This is a genomic window from Algoriphagus boseongensis, from assembly GCF_004362805.1.
In the GTDB taxonomy this organism is placed as follows: Bacteria; Bacteroidota; Bacteroidia; order Cytophagales; family Cyclobacteriaceae; genus Algoriphagus; species Algoriphagus boseongensis.
On record NZ_SNYF01000005.1, the window covers coordinates 333,883 to 350,032 of the forward strand.

The following is a 16,150-nucleotide window of genomic DNA, read 5'->3' on the forward strand; positions in this document are numbered from 1 at the left end:
GTTTACTATCTCTTTATAAGTTAGAAAAACTGAGTCATAAAAATGAAACAAGCCTTGAATTTTCTTTTGATTCCAAGAAAAATTCAAGAATTGCCTGACGGAAGACAGAAAATTGAGGCTTTTGATAAAGTTAATTTTGTGGAGTATGGATATTTCTAATTTTTAAGATATATTAAACTATTAATCTTCTAACTATTTACATTATGAAAAACTATTCCTTTGGACTTTTAATATTGAGTTTTTGTTTTTTCGCTTGTTCAAGCTCTCAGGAGTCTGAGAATTTCTCATTTTCATTGATTTTGGAAGATTCTGTATTGATTGATTATCTCGAGCCAAGATACCTTGTGGATTATGATAGGTCTACTGGACACTTTCTCCTTTCCAATGAATCTTATTACCGATATATTGAAGTAGACGAGAGTGGAAAAATCTCATGGGAAGATAGCATACCTTGGGATGGCCCTGGTGCTGTTTCTATGATTTTGGGAATGGGTTATGTGAATGGGAAAGTAGGGATAGCCACAGATTTGGAAGGATTTAAATTTTATGAAAAAGGAAATTCTACTGATCAATTAAAGATCCCGTATTCGTATACTTCCTTCACCTTTCTTCCTAAATTATCTTTAATACCATGGAATGGTGGATTTCTTTATCCAAAGTTTATGGCTGAAAGTGATTTGGAAGGTGGTTTTACTGATGATTTTTATAAGCGAACGTATACAGATTCCCTATTTTCCTTTCAATCAAATGAAGAATCAGTACGATTTTTAATTTCACTCCCACAAGAGTCAAAATTCCTAAATGGCGAGTACCATGGTTCCCTGATTCCAGTCCCGTTTCTCGAAGGAAAAGAGTTCTATTTACTGAATTGGATTCGTCCTGAAATTTTACATTATCAGCAACAAGGGAATGAATTTATTTATCAAAAAACGGTGAATTTGGATTTGGAAAATTGGGTGAGCTATGATGAAGTTCCACTCAATCAGGCTAGTAAGTTCTATGATAGTTTTGGAAAAAAAATGCCAGGGACTTTTAGAGATATTTTTTCTATAGGTGATTATTTAGTAGTCCAATATACCCTTGGAATTTCAGAAGATACTTTTTCTCAAGCTAAAGGTGAGTCCGGTCGCTTGGATCCTGAAAAAATCTATCAATTAAATCCACCTTTATTGGCTGTTCTAGATAAAGAGTTAAATGTTTTGGCAAAAGGAATTGTATTGCCAAATGGAGTAAATGGACAGTTAGTAGTGGATAGGAAAGGAAGGTTAGTTGGCCAAAAAAATCCATCCCTATCATCAGTAGAAGAATCTAATTTGGTCCTTTATAGAATGAATTTAAAAGCCTATTAGAGACAGGATTCCAATCCCTCCTCAAAAGGAGTAGGCTTTAATTCAAATGCATTTTCAATTTTTGAAGAATCAAAACAATAGTCTTCCGCGGTCTGATATTTTATCTCACGGATTTCTTTCAGAGGTGGAATAAACCAGCCCAAAAGCCAAACCATAAAATCAGGCATGACCATTAGCTTGGTGTTTTTTCCCAATTTTTCATTGAGAAGTTGGGTGATTTCCCTCGCACTTGGATAGCTGGGATCGGTAGGCAGATTCCAGGTTTGATTCCATGCACTTTGGTGCAATGCTAATTGAACAGTTGCTTTCCCGGCATCTGGGATAAAAGTGAAAGAATGCTTCTTGTCTCCCGAATAGGTCCACTGAGGACTTTTACCAGCTTTGACCCGGTTAATTACCAACTCCTGAAGAAAACTGTTTTTTGCATCTGGACCGTAAAAGTCTGCTGCCCTCACTACCATGGCTGTAAGATCTCCTGAATTGACTTTTTGCCAAAGCATTTCCAGTATCTGCTTTCTTACTTTCCCTTTTCTGCTCTTTGGATTCATTGGAGTTTTTTCTGTCAAGTGTCCTATTTCATCTGGATCCAAAGCGTACATGTTATCAAAAAACACCAGCTTACAATTTTCAGCTATACAGGCCTCAAGAGTATTTTTCATGATTATTGGCCAATCTCTTTCCCAGATTTTAGCCGAGTAGGTGATTCCAGCACATAAATAAACAACCTCAGATCCCTTGACTGCTTCCCTTATCGAAACTGAATCCAATAAGTCGCCTACAAAAACTTCATCTGACTCATGGATTTTTTTGGGATTTCTACTCACTTGTCGTACTTGAATTCCTGCAAGATGTAATTCATGCGAAATAGCAATGCCGATATTCCCGTTAGCGCCAAGAATGGTGTGAAGTTTCATAAGTTCAGTTGTTTTGGAAGAAGTTAAGTCCTTTTGGAATTTTTTAAAAGAAAATCACATTCCCTTAAAAAACTTGAGCATGAAAGAATTTTGGAACTCCCGCTATCAGGAATCGGAATACGCCTACGGAACTGAACCCAATGAATTTTTAAAGGAAAAGTTGGAAGGATTAACACCAGGAATGGCGCTTTTTCCAGCCGAAGGTGAAGGGAGAAATGCTGTTTTTGCAGCTCAGAAAGGTTGGGATGTTACAGCATTTGATTTTTCTGAGTCGGCAAAAGTTAAAGCTCAAAAATTGGCTTCAGAGCGAGGAGTGGAGATAAACTATCAAGTAGCAAGCTTTGAAGAATTTGAAGCAAAGGAAAGTTCCTTTGATCTTTTGGTCTTGATTTTCGCTCATTTTCTCCCTTCAAAGAGAAAAGAATACCACAGAAAACTCAGTCAATTTTTAAAGCCCGGAGGTTTGGTGATTTTGGAAGCTTTTTCAAAAAATCATATCCAGTTCAATTCTGTAAATGAAAAGGCGGGAGGTCCAAAAGATCCTGAATTTTTGTTTAGCGAAGAAAACTTGAAGGCTGATTTTTCAGGTTTTGAAATCCTCCAATTGGAAGTGGTAGAAAAGGAACTAAAGGAAGGAAATTATCATGTAGGAAAGTCTTCAGTCATCCAGATGATTGCCAAAAAACCTGAATGAATTTGGAGAAATAAATTCCAACTAATTTCCTAAATTAGTTTAAACTTTTTGGATATGGATTCTGATAAAAAACTTTGTCTCCACTGCGGAAAGCCAATTCAAGGCCGAATAGATAAGAGATTTTGTGATGACTATTGCCGCAATACTTACAATAATCAGCAAAATTCAGCTTCTACGAATTTCATTCGGAACGTCAATCATACCCTGAAAAAGAATCGAAATATCCTGGAATCGCATATTCCTACCGGGGAAGAGATGGGTAAAACTACCCGTGATAAGCTGGCGCTGGAGGGATTTAATTTCAAATTTTTCACCCATATCTATCAAAACAAAAAGGGAAATCAATACCATTTCTGCTATGATTACGGGTATTTGGAATTGGAAGGAGATTGGTTTTTGATTGTAAAGGGAAAAGAAAAATAAGTCTCAAAGGATTTTATTGACCTCTTACATAATTGGCTGGGATTTGAACCGAGATTTTTCATAGTATTCTCTATCAATTCATCACTCATACCCATAACCTTATGAAAAGACTCTTTTCAATAGCCCTATTGCTTTTCCTTTCTGTCTTTCTTGTTCAGGCCAAGGAAAATCCTTTTGCTGCGCCAGGAAATTACAAATTGATTGTGGAAGGATTTGACTGGGGACCTGCAGTGAGCAAGGTCGTGTTAAGTTTGGACCAGCCGATGGCGGATGCAAATGCCAATGATTTTGAAATCTATGTTTCCCGTTCTTCAAGTCTTGGGGAATTGCCAGAGGCTGTAAGAAATGGTAAGAGAACCGTACTTTTTACCTATCCATCAGATGCTAACGGGACAAGAATGGCTGAAGGAAAATTCCTCACTCTGGTCCTAGCAGTAAGCCCCAATAATCCAATTGCCTCTTCAATGCAATACATGCGAATTGGTAGCAGAGCTGCGAATAACTGGATTGACTACCAAATGACAGTTGTTCATTCCAAATCCGGAAAAATCTGGAATGAGTCTAATGGCATTCTCCAGGCAGATCTCAAGGAATTTGATTTGACGGGCAAGTTTACCCATGGAAAGGTGAGTTTGACCTATGGCTCTTTTGCCCCAAAAAATGTAAGCGGAAAGGCTCCTCTGATCATTTGGCTTCATGGGGGCGGAGAAGGTGGAACAGATCCAAGTATTGCCTTGCTCGGAAATAAAGCCTACAATTATGCCTCTCCCGAAATCCAAGTCCTATTTGGTGGGGCTTATGTTTTGGCTCCCCAGACCCCAACTTTCTGGATGGACGCTGGTGAAGGCATGACCCGAGGTCAGGTAAATGACATCTACAATGAAGCTGTCTTTGCTTTGATTCAGGATTTCGTAGCCAAGAACCCAGGAGTTGATCCAACTCGGATTTATGTGGGTGGTTGCTCCAATGGAGGATATATTTCCTTGAAATTAATTTTCGAGCATCCGGATTACTTTGCAGCCGGATATATCAGTGCCTTGGCTTATAACAATGAGTTTGTTACGGATCAAATGATCCAAAAAATCAAAAATGTTCCTATCTGGTTTGTTCATGCAAAAAATGACCCTACCACCAAGGCCCCTGAAACCGTGATTCCAATCTACGATCGCCTAAAGCAGGCTGGTGCTAAAAATGTCTATTTGAGCTTGTATGATACTGTTCATGACATCACCGGTTTGTTTGGAGGAGAGGACTTTAGATACAATGACCATTGGTCTTGGATTTATTCCCATGCCAATGTCGCGAGATTGGATCGGGATGGCTCGCCGGTCATGCTCAACGGAAAGCCAGTATCCATCATGGAATGGATGGCTGCCCAGAAGAAGAAAAAATAAGAAAAGAGAGCCGGTTGAGTAGCCGGCTCTCATTTTTTAACGATTACCTCCATTGATTTTGGTAAACTTGCTATATGAATTGGAATGAAATTTTTTTTTCTGAAAAGGCTCAAGAAGCTGAGAAATCAGGAAGGTTGCCTGAGGATTGGTTAACCGAAATATATCAAGAGAAATGGTTTAAACTTTTTGTTCCCCAAAGTCTTGAAGGGCTGGGTCTTTCTCTTCCGGAAGCTTTAAACTTGGAAGAAAAGCTGGCTGAATGGGATGGTAGTCTGGGTTGGACAGTCACTCTTTGTGCTGGAGCGGGCTGGTTTGTGGGATTTTTAGAGGAATCTCTCCAAAAGGAAGTGTTCTCAGATCCGAAAGTTTGTCTAGCCGGAAGCGGATTTGTCGGCGGACAAGCTGATCTTATCGGAGATGAATACCTAGTTTCTGGGCATTGGACCTATGCATCTGGGGTTTTACATTCCACACATTTGACAGCTAACTGTGAGATTTTAGAAAATGGGAAACCACTTTTGGATAAAAAGGGAAATCCGGTAATCAAGGCTTTTATTCTAAAAAGAAGCGAAGTCGAAATTTTGGACGGCTGGAGCTATATGGGAATGATCGCTACTGGAAGCCATGCCTTTAAAGCTGAAAAAGTCCGTATTCCTTCCAATCGCTGTTTTGAAATCCTTCCCAAGCATGCAAAACTTACCGATTCTGTTTTTCAATATCCCTTTCTTCAATTTGCCGAGACTACCTTGGCTGTGAATATTCTGGGGATTTCCCAGCACCTTCAGCGTTTAATTTCAATGACATTCTGGAAAAGAAATGAGGCGAAAGGATACGATAAAAAGCATCGGCATTACTTTGAGAAACAGGAGAAAAAGGCAAAATCCAGGTTGGAAAAGGCCAAGGAAAGATTCTACAAAGAGGTGAATTGGTCTTGGGAGGAATTGGAGAAGAAGGGAAAAATCTCCAGAAAGACCCTAAATTCTGTAAGTAGGTCAAGTCGAAAATTGACTCAAACCAGTCGGGAAGTGAACAGTAAACTCTATCCTTTTGCCGGTTTGGAAGCTGCAAAAACCGAAACAGAACTCAATCGTGTCTGGAGAGATTTTAACACGGTAAGCCAACATGCTTTGCTGATTTTTCCTTTTTAGTCGGAAAAAGAGCATCCTAATTTTAAAGTTTAAACAGCCTCCCCGAAAGTGATCAGATTGGTATCTGGATCAAGAATTGAAAATTCCTTTTGTCCCCATGGCTTCAATTGGAGAGGTCCCTTAGGGTGAATGGGGACTTTTCGATCCAGAAAATCTTGGTAGAGCTTTTCTATTCCTTTCACACGGATATAAATCTGCCCATAATTTTCCTTTGGGTCCAAGTCCTTAAACAGGAAAAAATGAATTTCCACCTGATCTTTTTCTACCATCAGGTATTCAGGAAAATTTCCACTTCCCATGGTCCTAAATCCAAGGAGGTTCACATAAAAGTCCCGGGTGATTTTTTTATCCCGCATTGGGAGTTTGGGGTTGACAGCTGTTAGCATAGCACAAATAGTTTGATAAGTTTAGCTTTCAGAATCCTTCCAAAATTCATTTAAAAGTTTTGCAAAAACCTTTGGAGAATCCGGATCAAATCTAAAATACAAGCAAGGTTCAATTAACTCCAATTCCATTAGCGCGAAGGTGTTTTGGGGAGTTCGGACTAAATCTACCCTTGCATAAAAGGGTTGCTGAGGGAGGGCTTGGATGGCTTTTTCAGCAGCTTCGAAAAGGGCCGGCTCAGGTTTTGAAATAGGAATTACCCCACCGCCATGCTCTTCTTGAACTCGAAAATCTCCCTTTCCAACCGTTTTGAGGATGGTATGACTCAGTTTTCCATTGAAATACATCAGTGAAAACTCACCCTCCTCAACCACGCTATTCATAAAAGGCTGAAGCATGCCCACTTTATTTTGGAAGAAAGGCAAGACTTTACCCCAATCGGCTTCTCTGGTTTTGCTTAGCCTAAATGTATCATCTGCATTGGCTCCGATTTGAGGCTTCACAATTAATTCATCCGTTTGGAATTTTTCGAAGGCATTTCTTATATCTGAAAGTTGCAAAATGGATGGCTTGATCGTCGGCACCAATTCCACTCCTTTGGCCTGGAGTTCAAATAGGTAGCTTTTGTTGATGTTCCAATGAACCAATTCTATCGGGTTCAAAAGAAGGGCTTTGGATCGGTTAATCCGGTCTAGAACTCTCAGAAAATCCACCAAATGATTTTGGTAATCCCAAGGGCTCCGGATCACCACCAAATCAAACTTGTCCCAATCAGTTTCTTGATTCCAGGGGATGTTTTGCACTGTCCAACCCAAGTCTTCGAGATAGGGATGAACTAGGTCATCGTCAATAAACCAACCTTCGGTATTGGAGATGGAGAGGAAAGCACATGCTGGCATAAAAGGACATGAGGGGGAAAGGGTTTTGGCTTAATTCGACTGACGCTTAAATATAGTTTTTCCTTCTTTGATTGTTTCCTCGACCTGAATTTCTTTTATAGCGTCCGGCTCCACCTTTAATGGATTTTTGTCCAAAATCACCAAGTCGGCAAGTTTTCCTTCTTTCAAACTTCCCTTCTTATCTTCTTCAAAATGCTGGTAAGCAGACCAAATCGTAATAGCCTGAAGTGCTTCATATGGAGTTAATCTTTCGTTTTCTCCTATGATGGCTCCAGATCTTGAAGTCCTATTCACAGCAGTCCAGACTACTCTCATCAGGTTTGGTAAAGCCACCGGAGCATCGGTATGAATGGTAACTTTTAATCCCTTATTTAAGGCCGTTTTTACTGGACTGATCTTATTTCCCAACTCATCTCCAATGATTTGCTTGTGCCAATCTCCCCAATAAAAAGTGTGGAGAGGAAATAGAGAAGCAATCACATCCAATTCTTTAAAAGCATCCAGTTGATCTTCCCGTACATATTGGCCATGTATCAAGGTGTTTCTGCGATCTCCTTTTCCATATTTTTCAACATTGGGTCTTAGGGTACGGATTAACTGGTCCATCGCAGCATCTCCATTGGCATGGATAAGCGTTTGCCAGTTATTTTTGAAGGCCTTTTCTAAAATTGCCTGAACGGTAGAATCACTGGGAATGGCAGGATATCCCAGATAGTCCTTGTTTTGTCCATCAGGAGGGATCAGGTAAGGTTTTGTTCTCCAGGCAGTTCGCCCCTGAGGAGAACCGTCAAGGGTAACTTTCATCCCTCCAATTCGGTAGTGTGAGTTGTAATCTTTCGAGTTCCAGGGACTACTCATGTATTGATCCACGAACATGTAATCAATGTAACTGACCACATCTATTTTCAACTTTCCACTTTCTGCATTGACAGCCAGAAGTTGGTGATTATCCATTGCCCGACCTTCTTGAGCTGTAGTGTACCCATAGGAAAGAGCCATGTCCTGACCTGCTTGGAAAAATTTATCAGCCGATTCCTGATCCTTGGGCATTAAAGCATTGAGCATATAGGGAATTGCTGCCAATTCTTCCAAAACCCCATTGGGAGTTTTGCCATCTGCTTCTCTTCGAATCACCCCACCTTCCGGATTTGGGGTTTCAGAAGTGATGCCAAGAATTTCTAAACCTTTACTGTTTACCACAGAAAAATGCCCAGAGATATGGGTAATCATGATCGGGAATTCGGTGCTTACCTGATCCAGGTCGTGGCGGTTAGGAAAACGCTTTTCCTCCAAAACCGAATCGTCAAAACCGGTTCCGAAAATCCATCCCGTCAAAGCTCGATTTTCAGGAGTATTCCAGTCTTTTAATATTTGAATCAAGGTTGGAATATCCTTGCAATTTGCATCTGGTGGAGCAAGCAAAAGTGCTCCAATGGCTTGCAATCCGAAATTTCCAAAATGAGCATGCCCATCTATAAATCCTGGAACCAGGGTCTTGCCCTGTAAATCCACCATTTGATGCCCAGCTCCAGCCTGTTTCATGGCCTCATCTCTGGAACCTACAAAAAGGATTTTTCCGTCCTTCTCCACCAAGGCTTCAGCATATTGGGGTAAATTTCCCTCCATCGTAAGGATATCTCCCCCGAAATACATGGTGGCGATGGATTCATTGGATTCCTCGGAGGGAGGTTGACAGGAGAAGATTAGGATACTTCCTAAGACTAGTAAAAAGTTTATAGCTCTCATTTTTAAATGGTTTTCTCTTTAAAAGTTAAGTTATTCCTCAATCAATCAAAAGAAAAAATCAAGGCCTGATAAGGTTTCAGATTCAAGGACATGTCTTGGTCATTCACATTAACATCTGAATAATTATTGATGATCAAATTGGATTCAGTGGGAAGTTGATCCAATTTTATGGAGGATGAATTTTTGGAAAAATTCAATATCACCATCAAGTTTTGTCCTTCTCCCTTTCTGGTAAAAGCATAAATATCCGGATGCTCTTTTTGCACCAATTCGTATTTGCCATAGACAAGGGCAGGGTTTTCCTTTCTCACCTTCGTCATTTTCCGGAAGTGATTTAGGATACTAGTTGGATCCTGATCTTGAGCTGAAACATTGATTTCTGTGTAATTCGGATTCACGCGCATCCAAGGTGTACCTGTGGTAAAGCCAGCTTGGAGAGTAGCATCCCACTGCATGGGAGTACGTCCATTTTCACGGGAATTGTAATTGAGTATCTGCATAAATTCCTCCATATCCTGACCTGAGGATTTTGCCGCTTGGTATTTTCCCAAAGCTTCCACGTCCACATATTCCTCAATCGTTGGCATATCGATATTCGTCATCCCGATTTCGTCTCCATAATAGGTAAAAGGGGTACCTCGCATACTCATCAGGAAGGTATTGATGAGTTGAGTCGAAGGAGTTATAAATTTCGGATCTGGATTGGCAAAGCGATTGACCATCCGGGCATTGTCATGATTGGACAGGAAAATGGAAATCCAGCCTTTTTCTGCAAAGGCACTATCCCATTTGGAAAAGACATTTTTGAAATCTGCCAAATCATATCCTTCTGGAGTTCGGGATAGGTCTACTGTTTCAAAATGGTAGGCCATCTGGAGTTCTTTTCGATCTGCATCGACTAAGTCATGGGCATCCTGAAAGGTGCTTCCTGCGCCTTCAGCCACCGCAAAAACTCCGTAAGGTTCGATGACTTCGGCATACATTTCCTTCAGGTATTCATGCAATTGGGGACGCATGCCATACCATTTAATGAAATCCTTTTCATGCCCTTCGGGGAATTCCGGCCATGTGGTATCCTTGCTGGCAAACTGAAAAGCATCCATTCGGAAGCCGTCCACGCCTTTTTCGGCCCAAAATTTCATGATGTCATAAACCTCTTGACGCACTTTGGGATTCTCCCAGTTCAAGTCTGGCTGCTGTTCCGCGAAAGTGTGGAGATAAAAAGCATTGGTCAGGGAATCGTATTCCCAAGCGCCTTCTGGATCAAACAAACTATGTCGGTAAGGCGGTGTTCCTTTTTCTGCCGGCCACCAGTGATAATAGTCCCGATACGGATTGTCCCTTGAACTTCGGCTCTGCAAAAACCAATCGTGCTGATCGCTGCTGTGATTTACCACCACGTCCAAAACAAACTTGATTCCACGGGCATGCATTCCGTCTAACATGGCCTGAAAATCTTCCATAGTCCCATATCGAGGATTAATCCCTCTATAGTCGCTCACATCGTAGCCATTGTCTACCATGGGAGATTCAAAAAAAGGATTCATCCAAACCATGGTAATTCCCAAACTTTCCAGATAATCCAGTTTTTCGATAACTCCCTTAAAGTCCCCATATCCATCCCCATCCGTGTCCTTGAAGCTTTGCGGGTAGATCTGGTATAAGACCCCTTCCTTCCACCAAGCTTTGCCTTCCAAGTTATCCTTTTCAGGTGCAGGCTTTTTGGGTTCACAGGCAATAAGGTTCAGGAAAAGAAAGGCTAAGAAAATAGGGAGCAGGTTTTTCATAGGGGTAAATAGGGAATTGTGCATGATCAATTGCAACTTAAAAAATACTCCTGAAAAGTATGCAAATGACTTGGATTGGGGTAAAAGAAAAAGGATTAGGATAAGCTGTTTTGAGGAATTTTGGAGAAGGGATAAAAAAATCTGGGAAGTGGATTACTTAACGGGATTCAGCTTGGAGACGGCGGGCATTCGGAGCCGTATTCTTCAAGCCTACTCCTGACATCTTAAAGATACTGAACTTTCCTATTTACTCTGAACCGCCCGCTGTATCCAAGGTGATGTTAGCAGCTGGGCAATTAATCTCTTCTTACAATTTGTTTGATATCAAAGTCATTCTCTTTCATGGTAAATTGTAAAATTCCATTCTCAAATGTGGATAAGAATATTAAGTTGTCTTTTACTACAAAGCTTTCTGGAATAATTTTACTGCTTCGTAGGTCAATTGAAATCAATTCGTTTAGTTTTCTGTCTTTGAGTTCAAAAAAACCTAAATTCTCAGATAAAAAATATATTGAACTATTGTTGGAATATATTGAAGCTATGTCCATATCATCTGGAATATCCTTTATAAGCACTTCTTCAATATTACCTTGTTTAATTTTTAAAACCTTTTTTTCAACGATTTTTCTACCTTCATTAGATTCAAAGAACCCAGTTGCTAGCCATAGTTCATCATTGTGGATTGTAAAATCCCTAACCTTACTATCATTTGGTAAACTATATTTATTACTATCACTATCTAGGTACGAAATCAAAAGTCCTCCATTAAAATAGTCTGCGTATTTTGTTAAAAAGATGAAGTTTTCAAAATAGCCAAATTTATCGGAGATATTGAGCGCAATATTTTTAAATCCATAAACTTTATTCATATCAATAAAGGTTTCTTCTTGAATCTTAAAAGCAATCATTCCATACTCTAATAGTATTTCACATTTTTCATTTGTACGTATAGTGAAATATTTTGATTCAAAACCAGTTTTATTACTTACAAGCCATTCAGAATTGTCAGGTCTTGTGATGATGAATGTTGAATCATTAGGAACTTTTAATATATAGTGTTCATTTTTGCACTTGCTGATGCTTTCAATATTATCAAAATTAAACTTCTCAAGTGATTCTCCTTCTATAGAATGTAAAGTCCCGATGTTGTCTTTTACTAGTATTTTATTCTTCCATTCTATTATTTCGGTTAGTCTGTCAGAGGTAGTTTCAAATTGGAAGGTTGGCCTTTCTTTACATGAAATCACCAAAACTGAGATGATTATAAATATTGGGAGTGTTTTCATTTTTTCTTGCTGCTAACTTGTTTATTAATATACCTTTTTTCCGCCTACTTGCTTAATTTGGTTGCATTTGTGTACCTTTTATACTTTTTACTTCTTCCTTTCCATTACCATCACTACCCTGTTTGGTATATAGAGATGGATTTGTTGATCCTTATCCGTAGGGTAGGCGATTTGTTGATCCAGACGATCAAATCCTCCATACTTCTTTTCATCAGACTGGAGTACCAAGTGGTATGTTCCTGCCTCAGGAACCCGGATTGGGAAGCCGAAAATGGATTCGGTAGGATGGAAGGAGAAGATAAAAATCAGCCCACCTCGCTCATAGGCTAGGATTTTTTTGTCAGGATCCAGATGGAGCTGATTTGCTGGTGGAGCCGAGAGGATATTGTAATTTTTGCAGAGTTGGATCATTGCCTTGTCCCAGGCATCCAGTTGCTGGTAGCGAAGGTGAGGAGTATCTACCAAGGACCATTGACGTCTGGCGTATTGGTAGCTCCAGTCATTTCCCAAGCGAGGGAAATCCACCCATTCTGGATGTCCGAATTCATTCCCGATAAAATTGAGGTAGCCTTCACCACCCAGGGAAATGGTAATCATCCGGATCATTTTGTGTAAAGCAATTCCCCGGTCTACGACCAGGTTTTGCTCCAGCACAGACATGGAAAAGTACATTTCCTTGTCCATCAGCCAAAAGGCAATGCTTTTATCCCCGACTAGCGCCTGATCATGGCTTTCTGCATAGGCGATTGATTTTTCTTTCTTAGGTCTATTAGTCAGCTCATGCCAAAGCTCAAACATATCCCATTGCTCATCCAGTTTGTGCTTGAGGGTTTTGATCCAAAAATCCGGAATCCCCATTGCCAACCTGAAATCAAAACCGATTCCCCCATCAGCCACCGACCTGCAAAGTCCAGGCATTCCGCTGACCTCTTCGGCAATGGAGAGGGCATGAGGCTTTAGGCCATGAATCAGGGTGTTTGCCAATTGGAAATACAACAATGCATCTTCATCTATTCCCGAATCGAAATATTTCTCAGCAGAATCGAAAGAAGTATGCCCATGATGGTGATACAACATGGAAGTGGCCCCGTCAAACCGGAACCCGTCGAAATGAAATTCCTCCAACCAATAGCGAATATTGGAAAGTAGGAATTGTTGGACTTCCCATTTTCCATAATTGAAAAGCTTGGAATCCCATCCCTCATGGTAGCCTCTTTCTCCGGGATGGAAATAGAGGTCGTCCGTCCCGTCAAATTCATTCAGCCCTTCATTGACATTTTTCACTGCATGGGAATGCACAATATCCATGATCACGGCGATGCCCATTTGGTGAGCAGTGTTGATCAGGGACTTTAATTCCTCTGGAGTTCCAAATCGAGAGGAGGGAGCAAAAAAGTTGGACACGTGATAGCCAAAGGAACCGTAATAAGGATGCTCCATCACAGCCATCATCTGAATGGCATTGTAACCACCTGCTTTGATTCTGGGGAGGATTTTTTCCTCGAATTCCTTGTAGGTACCTACTCCTAGTTTTTCCTGAGCCATGCCTACATGACATTCGTAGATCAGGGGCATTTCAGCGGCTTTTTTCAAGGAGAATTCTTGGTCAGTCCATTTGAATTCTTTTTTGGGAAACCAAAGTTGCCCGGCGAAGTCATGGGTTTTTTCGTCTTGCACTACCCGTGTGATGTAGGCTGGGATGCGATCTAGGTCTGTATCATTGGCTCCGATAACCCGAACTTTGATTTTGCTCTCATGGATGAAGGTATTTTGGTATTGCTCGAAAGGAAGAAAAATCTCCCAATCGCCCCGATGGTTTTTACGAAGAGGATGAGAATTTCTATCCCACCAGTTGAAGTCGCCCATCAGGAAAAGAGCCTTGGCATTCGGCGCCCATTCCCGATAGACCCATCCATTTCTTATTTTATCAAAATGGACTCCGTAATATTCGTGCATTCTGGCAAACTCCAGGATACTTCCAGAATAGTCATTGATAGCCCGAATAGCGGATTGGAACTGATCGTAGCGCTTTTGGATGACCGATGCATAAGGCTCTAGCCAGGCTTCATCTAGGAGAATAGGTAATTGATTTTGGCTCACGAAAAAGTAATTTTGAGATTGTTGAAATTAGGAAAAATAAACACTTTTTAACGTGGACCTCTAGGAAGCTTATCAAAAAAGTGAATTTTCTCTAACTTTAGTAAAAAACTACTATGGGCTCCGCTGACCTCAAAGAAGAAATACATGCATTAATTGAAAAAGCTAATCAGGATGTTCTTGAATTGATTTTCAATATTTTGAGTCCTTCGGAGAAAGTTTTGGATATGAATCCTGAACAGGTTGCTGAATTAGAAAGACGATATTCGGTTCATTTAAAAAATCCTGAAGCTGGTTCTAGTTGGATTGAAGTAAAAAATCGGATTTCTAAGAAAAATTAATGAAGTATTCATTGATCATCAAACCCGAAGCAGAAACTGATATTCGGGATATTTTTGAATGGTATGAGTCAAAAGTTCCCGGTTTGGGAGAATATTTTTTAAGTGATCTGGAAGAAAAATTTGAAAAAGTAATTTTAGAGCCCAAGGGGTACCAATTTCATCACCAAAATTTCCGGTTTGCCTTTTTGAAAAAATTCCCAGTTTCCATTCATTTTAAAATAGAAGGAAACCGTGTCTATGTCTTTGGCGTTCTTTCAACTTCTGCGAATCCAGGGAAATGGAGAAATGCATAAAATAGCTCAGGATTCTTGGCTAATGTTTTTCATACACCATCTCCGGCTCCAAAACTTCTACATTCCCTGATTCATTGATTTGATCAAGATGAACGGTTTTTAATTCGTTGATTAGCATCGGGTCATACTTGGCAGCTACCCGAATATAGTTTTCGGTGAAGCCGTGCATTTTTCCATTTTCTACATCTTCTTCAAAAAGGACGCTGAAAGTTTTGCCTAGATTTTCTTCGTAAAACTTTCTTCTTTTTTTCTCAGAAAGAATGCGCAACATTTTGGATCGCTCATTTCGCTTTTTCATGGGAACGACCCCATCCATTTCCATTGCTCTTGTATTAGCTCGTTCGGAATAGGTGAAAACGTGGAGATAGGAAATGTCCAGTTCGTTCAGGAAGTTGTAGGTTTCGAGAAAAAGTTCATCCGTTTCCCCAGGAAAACCCACTATTACATCCACACCGATACATGCATGAGGCATCAAGGTTTTGATTTTGGAAACCCTGTCCTCGTAAAGCTCCCGAAGATATCTACGGCCCATCCTTCTCAAAATGGTATTGGAACCCGATTGAAGAGGGATGTGAAAATGAGGTACAAAACGCTTGGAGGTAGAGACAAATTCAATGATCTCATTAGTCAGCAAGTTCGGCTCGATGGAGGAAATTCTGAATCGATCTATCCCTTCCACTTCGTCGAGAGCAAATACCAAATCTGCAAATCGCTCGTTTCTTTTTCCTTCTACAATTCCAAAGTCACCGATATTTACCCCAGTCAGGACGATTTCTTTTACGTCAGTCGCTGCGATTTCTCTAGCTGAAGCCAAAACTGATTCAATGGTATTGCTTCGGCTTTTTCCTCTAGCTAAAGGGATTGTACAAAAAGCACATCCATAATTACAGCCATCTTGGACTTTCAGAAAAGTCCGGGTTCTGTCATTAATAGAGTAGGCGTTGTTGAAGGATTTAGCTTCGGTGATTTCGCTAGCCAGTACTTTTGCCTCCTGTTCTTTAGCAAAATCTCCCAGGAGCTCATGTAATCTGAATTTTTCAGCTGCGCCTAATACCGCATCTACCCCTTCGATTTCTGAGATTTCGGTTGGTTTTAACTGAGCATAGCAACCAATTATCGCGACGTAAGAGTTGGGGGAAATCTTTTTTGCCTCTTTTACGATCTTTTTACACTTCTTGTCAGCATTCTCGGTTACTGAGCAGGTGTTGATGATGAAAATGTCGGGATTTTCCTGAAAATCGACTTTCTGGTAGCCTTTTTCTTCAAATTGTCTACTGATAGTAGATGTTTCTGAAAAATTCAGCTTGCAACCGAGGGTATAGAAGGCAACTTTTTTCACAAATCTGGAAAGAAGGATGATTTTGCAAAGGTAAGTATTCCCCAGCTTTTTTCAAT

General features: G+C 40.3%; 15 protein-coding genes. 7 read left to right on the top strand and 8 right to left on the bottom strand.

The genetic code is table 11. The features are described from left to right. Positions 1–527: 527 nt before the first annotated feature. Positions 528–1,349: a hypothetical protein gene (locus tag DFQ04_RS01500; RefSeq protein ID WP_133551995.1), complete on the top strand. Its 822-nt coding sequence runs from the start codon at positions 528–530 to the stop codon at positions 1,347–1,349. On the opposite strand, the gene DFQ04_RS01505 is transcribed toward DFQ04_RS01500, so the two are convergent. Continuing rightward, a complete protein-coding gene (locus DFQ04_RS01505) occupies positions 1,346–2,263 on the bottom strand; it encodes an NAD-dependent epimerase/dehydratase family protein (protein ID WP_133551997.1) in 918 nt (305 codons plus the stop codon). The genes DFQ04_RS01500 and DFQ04_RS01505 overlap by 4 nt on opposite strands. A 79-nt stretch (positions 2,264–2,342) precedes the next feature. Between DFQ04_RS01505 and DFQ04_RS01510 the strand changes: the two genes are divergently transcribed. From DFQ04_RS01510 to DFQ04_RS01525, 4 genes are all read left to right on the top strand, one after another. Beyond that, positions 2,343–2,957, top strand: coding sequence for a class I SAM-dependent methyltransferase (locus tag DFQ04_RS01510; protein ID WP_133551999.1), 615 nt, complete (start codon positions 2,343–2,345; stop codon positions 2,955–2,957). Between the two features lie 54 nt (positions 2,958–3,011). Next, complete coding sequence (locus tag DFQ04_RS01515) at positions 3,012–3,380, top strand: DUF2116 family Zn-ribbon domain-containing protein (protein WP_133552001.1); 369 nt, start codon at positions 3,012–3,014, stop codon at positions 3,378–3,380. 101 nt (positions 3,381–3,481) lie between these two features. Next, on the top strand, positions 3,482–4,774 hold the full coding sequence (locus DFQ04_RS01520) for a prolyl oligopeptidase family serine peptidase (RefSeq protein WP_133552003.1): 1,293 nt from the start codon (positions 3,482–3,484) through the stop codon (positions 4,772–4,774). A 74-nt stretch (positions 4,775–4,848) separates the two neighbouring features. Then, on the top strand, positions 4,849–5,922 hold the full coding sequence (locus DFQ04_RS01525; protein ID WP_133552005.1) for an acyl-CoA dehydrogenase family protein: 1,074 nt from the start codon (positions 4,849–4,851) through the stop codon (positions 5,920–5,922). A gap of 29 nt (positions 5,923–5,951) precedes the next feature. On the opposite strand, the gene DFQ04_RS01530 is transcribed toward DFQ04_RS01525, so the two are convergent. From DFQ04_RS01530 to DFQ04_RS01555, 6 genes are all read right to left on the bottom strand, one after another. Next, positions 5,952–6,308, bottom strand: coding sequence for a bleomycin resistance protein (locus DFQ04_RS01530; RefSeq protein WP_133552007.1), 357 nt, complete (start codon positions 6,306–6,308; stop codon positions 5,952–5,954). Positions 6,309–6,329: 21 nt separating this feature from the next. Beyond that, a complete protein-coding gene (locus tag DFQ04_RS01535) occupies positions 6,330–7,205 on the bottom strand; it encodes an ATP-grasp domain-containing protein (protein WP_133552009.1) in 876 nt (291 codons plus the stop codon). 30 nt (positions 7,206–7,235) lie between these two features. After that, on the bottom strand, positions 7,236–8,951 hold the full coding sequence (locus DFQ04_RS01540) for an amidohydrolase (protein ID WP_133552011.1): 1,716 nt from the start codon (positions 8,949–8,951) through the stop codon (positions 7,236–7,238). A 41-nt stretch (positions 8,952–8,992) separates the two neighbouring features. Continuing rightward, a complete protein-coding gene (locus tag DFQ04_RS01545) occupies positions 8,993–10,738 on the bottom strand; it encodes a glycoside hydrolase family 13 protein (RefSeq protein ID WP_133552013.1) in 1,746 nt (581 codons plus the stop codon). Positions 10,739–11,034: 296 nt separating this feature from the next. After that, a complete protein-coding gene (locus tag DFQ04_RS01550; RefSeq protein WP_133552015.1) occupies positions 11,035–12,024 on the bottom strand; it encodes a hypothetical protein in 990 nt (329 codons plus the stop codon). An 87-nt stretch (positions 12,025–12,111) separates the two neighbouring features. Beyond that, positions 12,112–14,124 (bottom strand): alpha amylase C-terminal domain-containing protein, encoded by a 2,013-nt coding sequence (locus tag DFQ04_RS01555; RefSeq protein ID WP_243739612.1) that lies wholly within the window; start codon positions 14,122–14,124, stop codon positions 12,112–12,114. Between the two features lie 113 nt (positions 14,125–14,237). Between DFQ04_RS01555 and DFQ04_RS01560 the strand changes: the two genes are divergently transcribed. Together DFQ04_RS01560 and DFQ04_RS01565 are read left to right on the top strand one after the other, a co-directional pair. After that, complete coding sequence (locus DFQ04_RS01560; protein WP_208110497.1) at positions 14,238–14,462, top strand: hypothetical protein; 225 nt, start codon at positions 14,238–14,240, stop codon at positions 14,460–14,462. Then, positions 14,462–14,755 carry a type II toxin-antitoxin system RelE/ParE family toxin gene (locus DFQ04_RS01565; RefSeq protein ID WP_133552016.1) on the top strand — a complete coding sequence of 98 codons (294 nt, stop codon included), beginning with the start codon at positions 14,462–14,464 and terminating at the stop codon, positions 14,753–14,755. Before DFQ04_RS01560 ends, DFQ04_RS01565 begins: the two co-directional genes overlap by 1 nt. A 19-nt stretch (positions 14,756–14,774) precedes the next feature. Here the strand turns inward: DFQ04_RS01565 and mtaB are convergent, their stop codons facing one another. Then, entirely contained in the window at positions 14,775–16,094 is a 1,320-nt protein-coding gene (gene mtaB, locus DFQ04_RS01570; protein ID WP_133552017.1) for a tRNA (N(6)-L-threonylcarbamoyladenosine(37)-C(2))-methylthiotransferase MtaB, read from the bottom strand. Between the last annotated feature and the right edge of the window lie 56 nt (positions 16,095–16,150).

What these genes read in the sequence shown, in the direction of transcription:
- DFQ04_RS01560 (WP_208110497.1), top strand. Translation starts at nt 14,238, where the DNA reads ATGGGCTCCGCTGACCTCAAAGAAGAAATACATGCATTAATTGAAAAA.
- DFQ04_RS01550 (WP_133552015.1), bottom strand. Translation starts at nt 12,024, where the DNA reads ATGAAAACACTCCCAATATTTATAATCATCTCAGTTTTGGTGATTTCA.
- DFQ04_RS01535 (WP_133552009.1), bottom strand. Translation starts at nt 7,205, where the DNA reads ATGCCAGCATGTGCTTTCCTCTCCATCTCCAATACCGAAGGTTGGTTT.
- DFQ04_RS01565 (WP_133552016.1), top strand. Translation starts at nt 14,462, where the DNA reads ATGAAGTATTCATTGATCATCAAACCCGAAGCAGAAACTGATATTCGG.
- DFQ04_RS01520 (WP_133552003.1), top strand. Translation starts at nt 3,482, where the DNA reads ATGAAAAGACTCTTTTCAATAGCCCTATTGCTTTTCCTTTCTGTCTTT.
- DFQ04_RS01540 (WP_133552011.1), bottom strand. Translation starts at nt 8,951, where the DNA reads ATGAGAGCTATAAACTTTTTACTAGTCTTAGGAAGTATCCTAATCTTC.
- DFQ04_RS01530 (WP_133552007.1), bottom strand. Translation starts at nt 6,308, where the DNA reads ATGCTAACAGCTGTCAACCCCAAACTCCCAATGCGGGATAAAAAAATC.
- DFQ04_RS01505 (WP_133551997.1), bottom strand. Translation starts at nt 2,263, where the DNA reads ATGAAACTTCACACCATTCTTGGCGCTAACGGGAATATCGGCATTGCT.
- DFQ04_RS01515 (WP_133552001.1), top strand. Translation starts at nt 3,012, where the DNA reads ATGGATTCTGATAAAAAACTTTGTCTCCACTGCGGAAAGCCAATTCAA.
- DFQ04_RS01510 (WP_133551999.1), top strand. Translation starts at nt 2,343, where the DNA reads ATGAAAGAATTTTGGAACTCCCGCTATCAGGAATCGGAATACGCCTAC.
- DFQ04_RS01545 (WP_133552013.1), bottom strand. Translation starts at nt 10,738, where the DNA reads ATGAAAAACCTGCTCCCTATTTTCTTAGCCTTTCTTTTCCTGAACCTT.
- DFQ04_RS01525 (WP_133552005.1), top strand. Translation starts at nt 4,849, where the DNA reads ATGAATTGGAATGAAATTTTTTTTTCTGAAAAGGCTCAAGAAGCTGAG.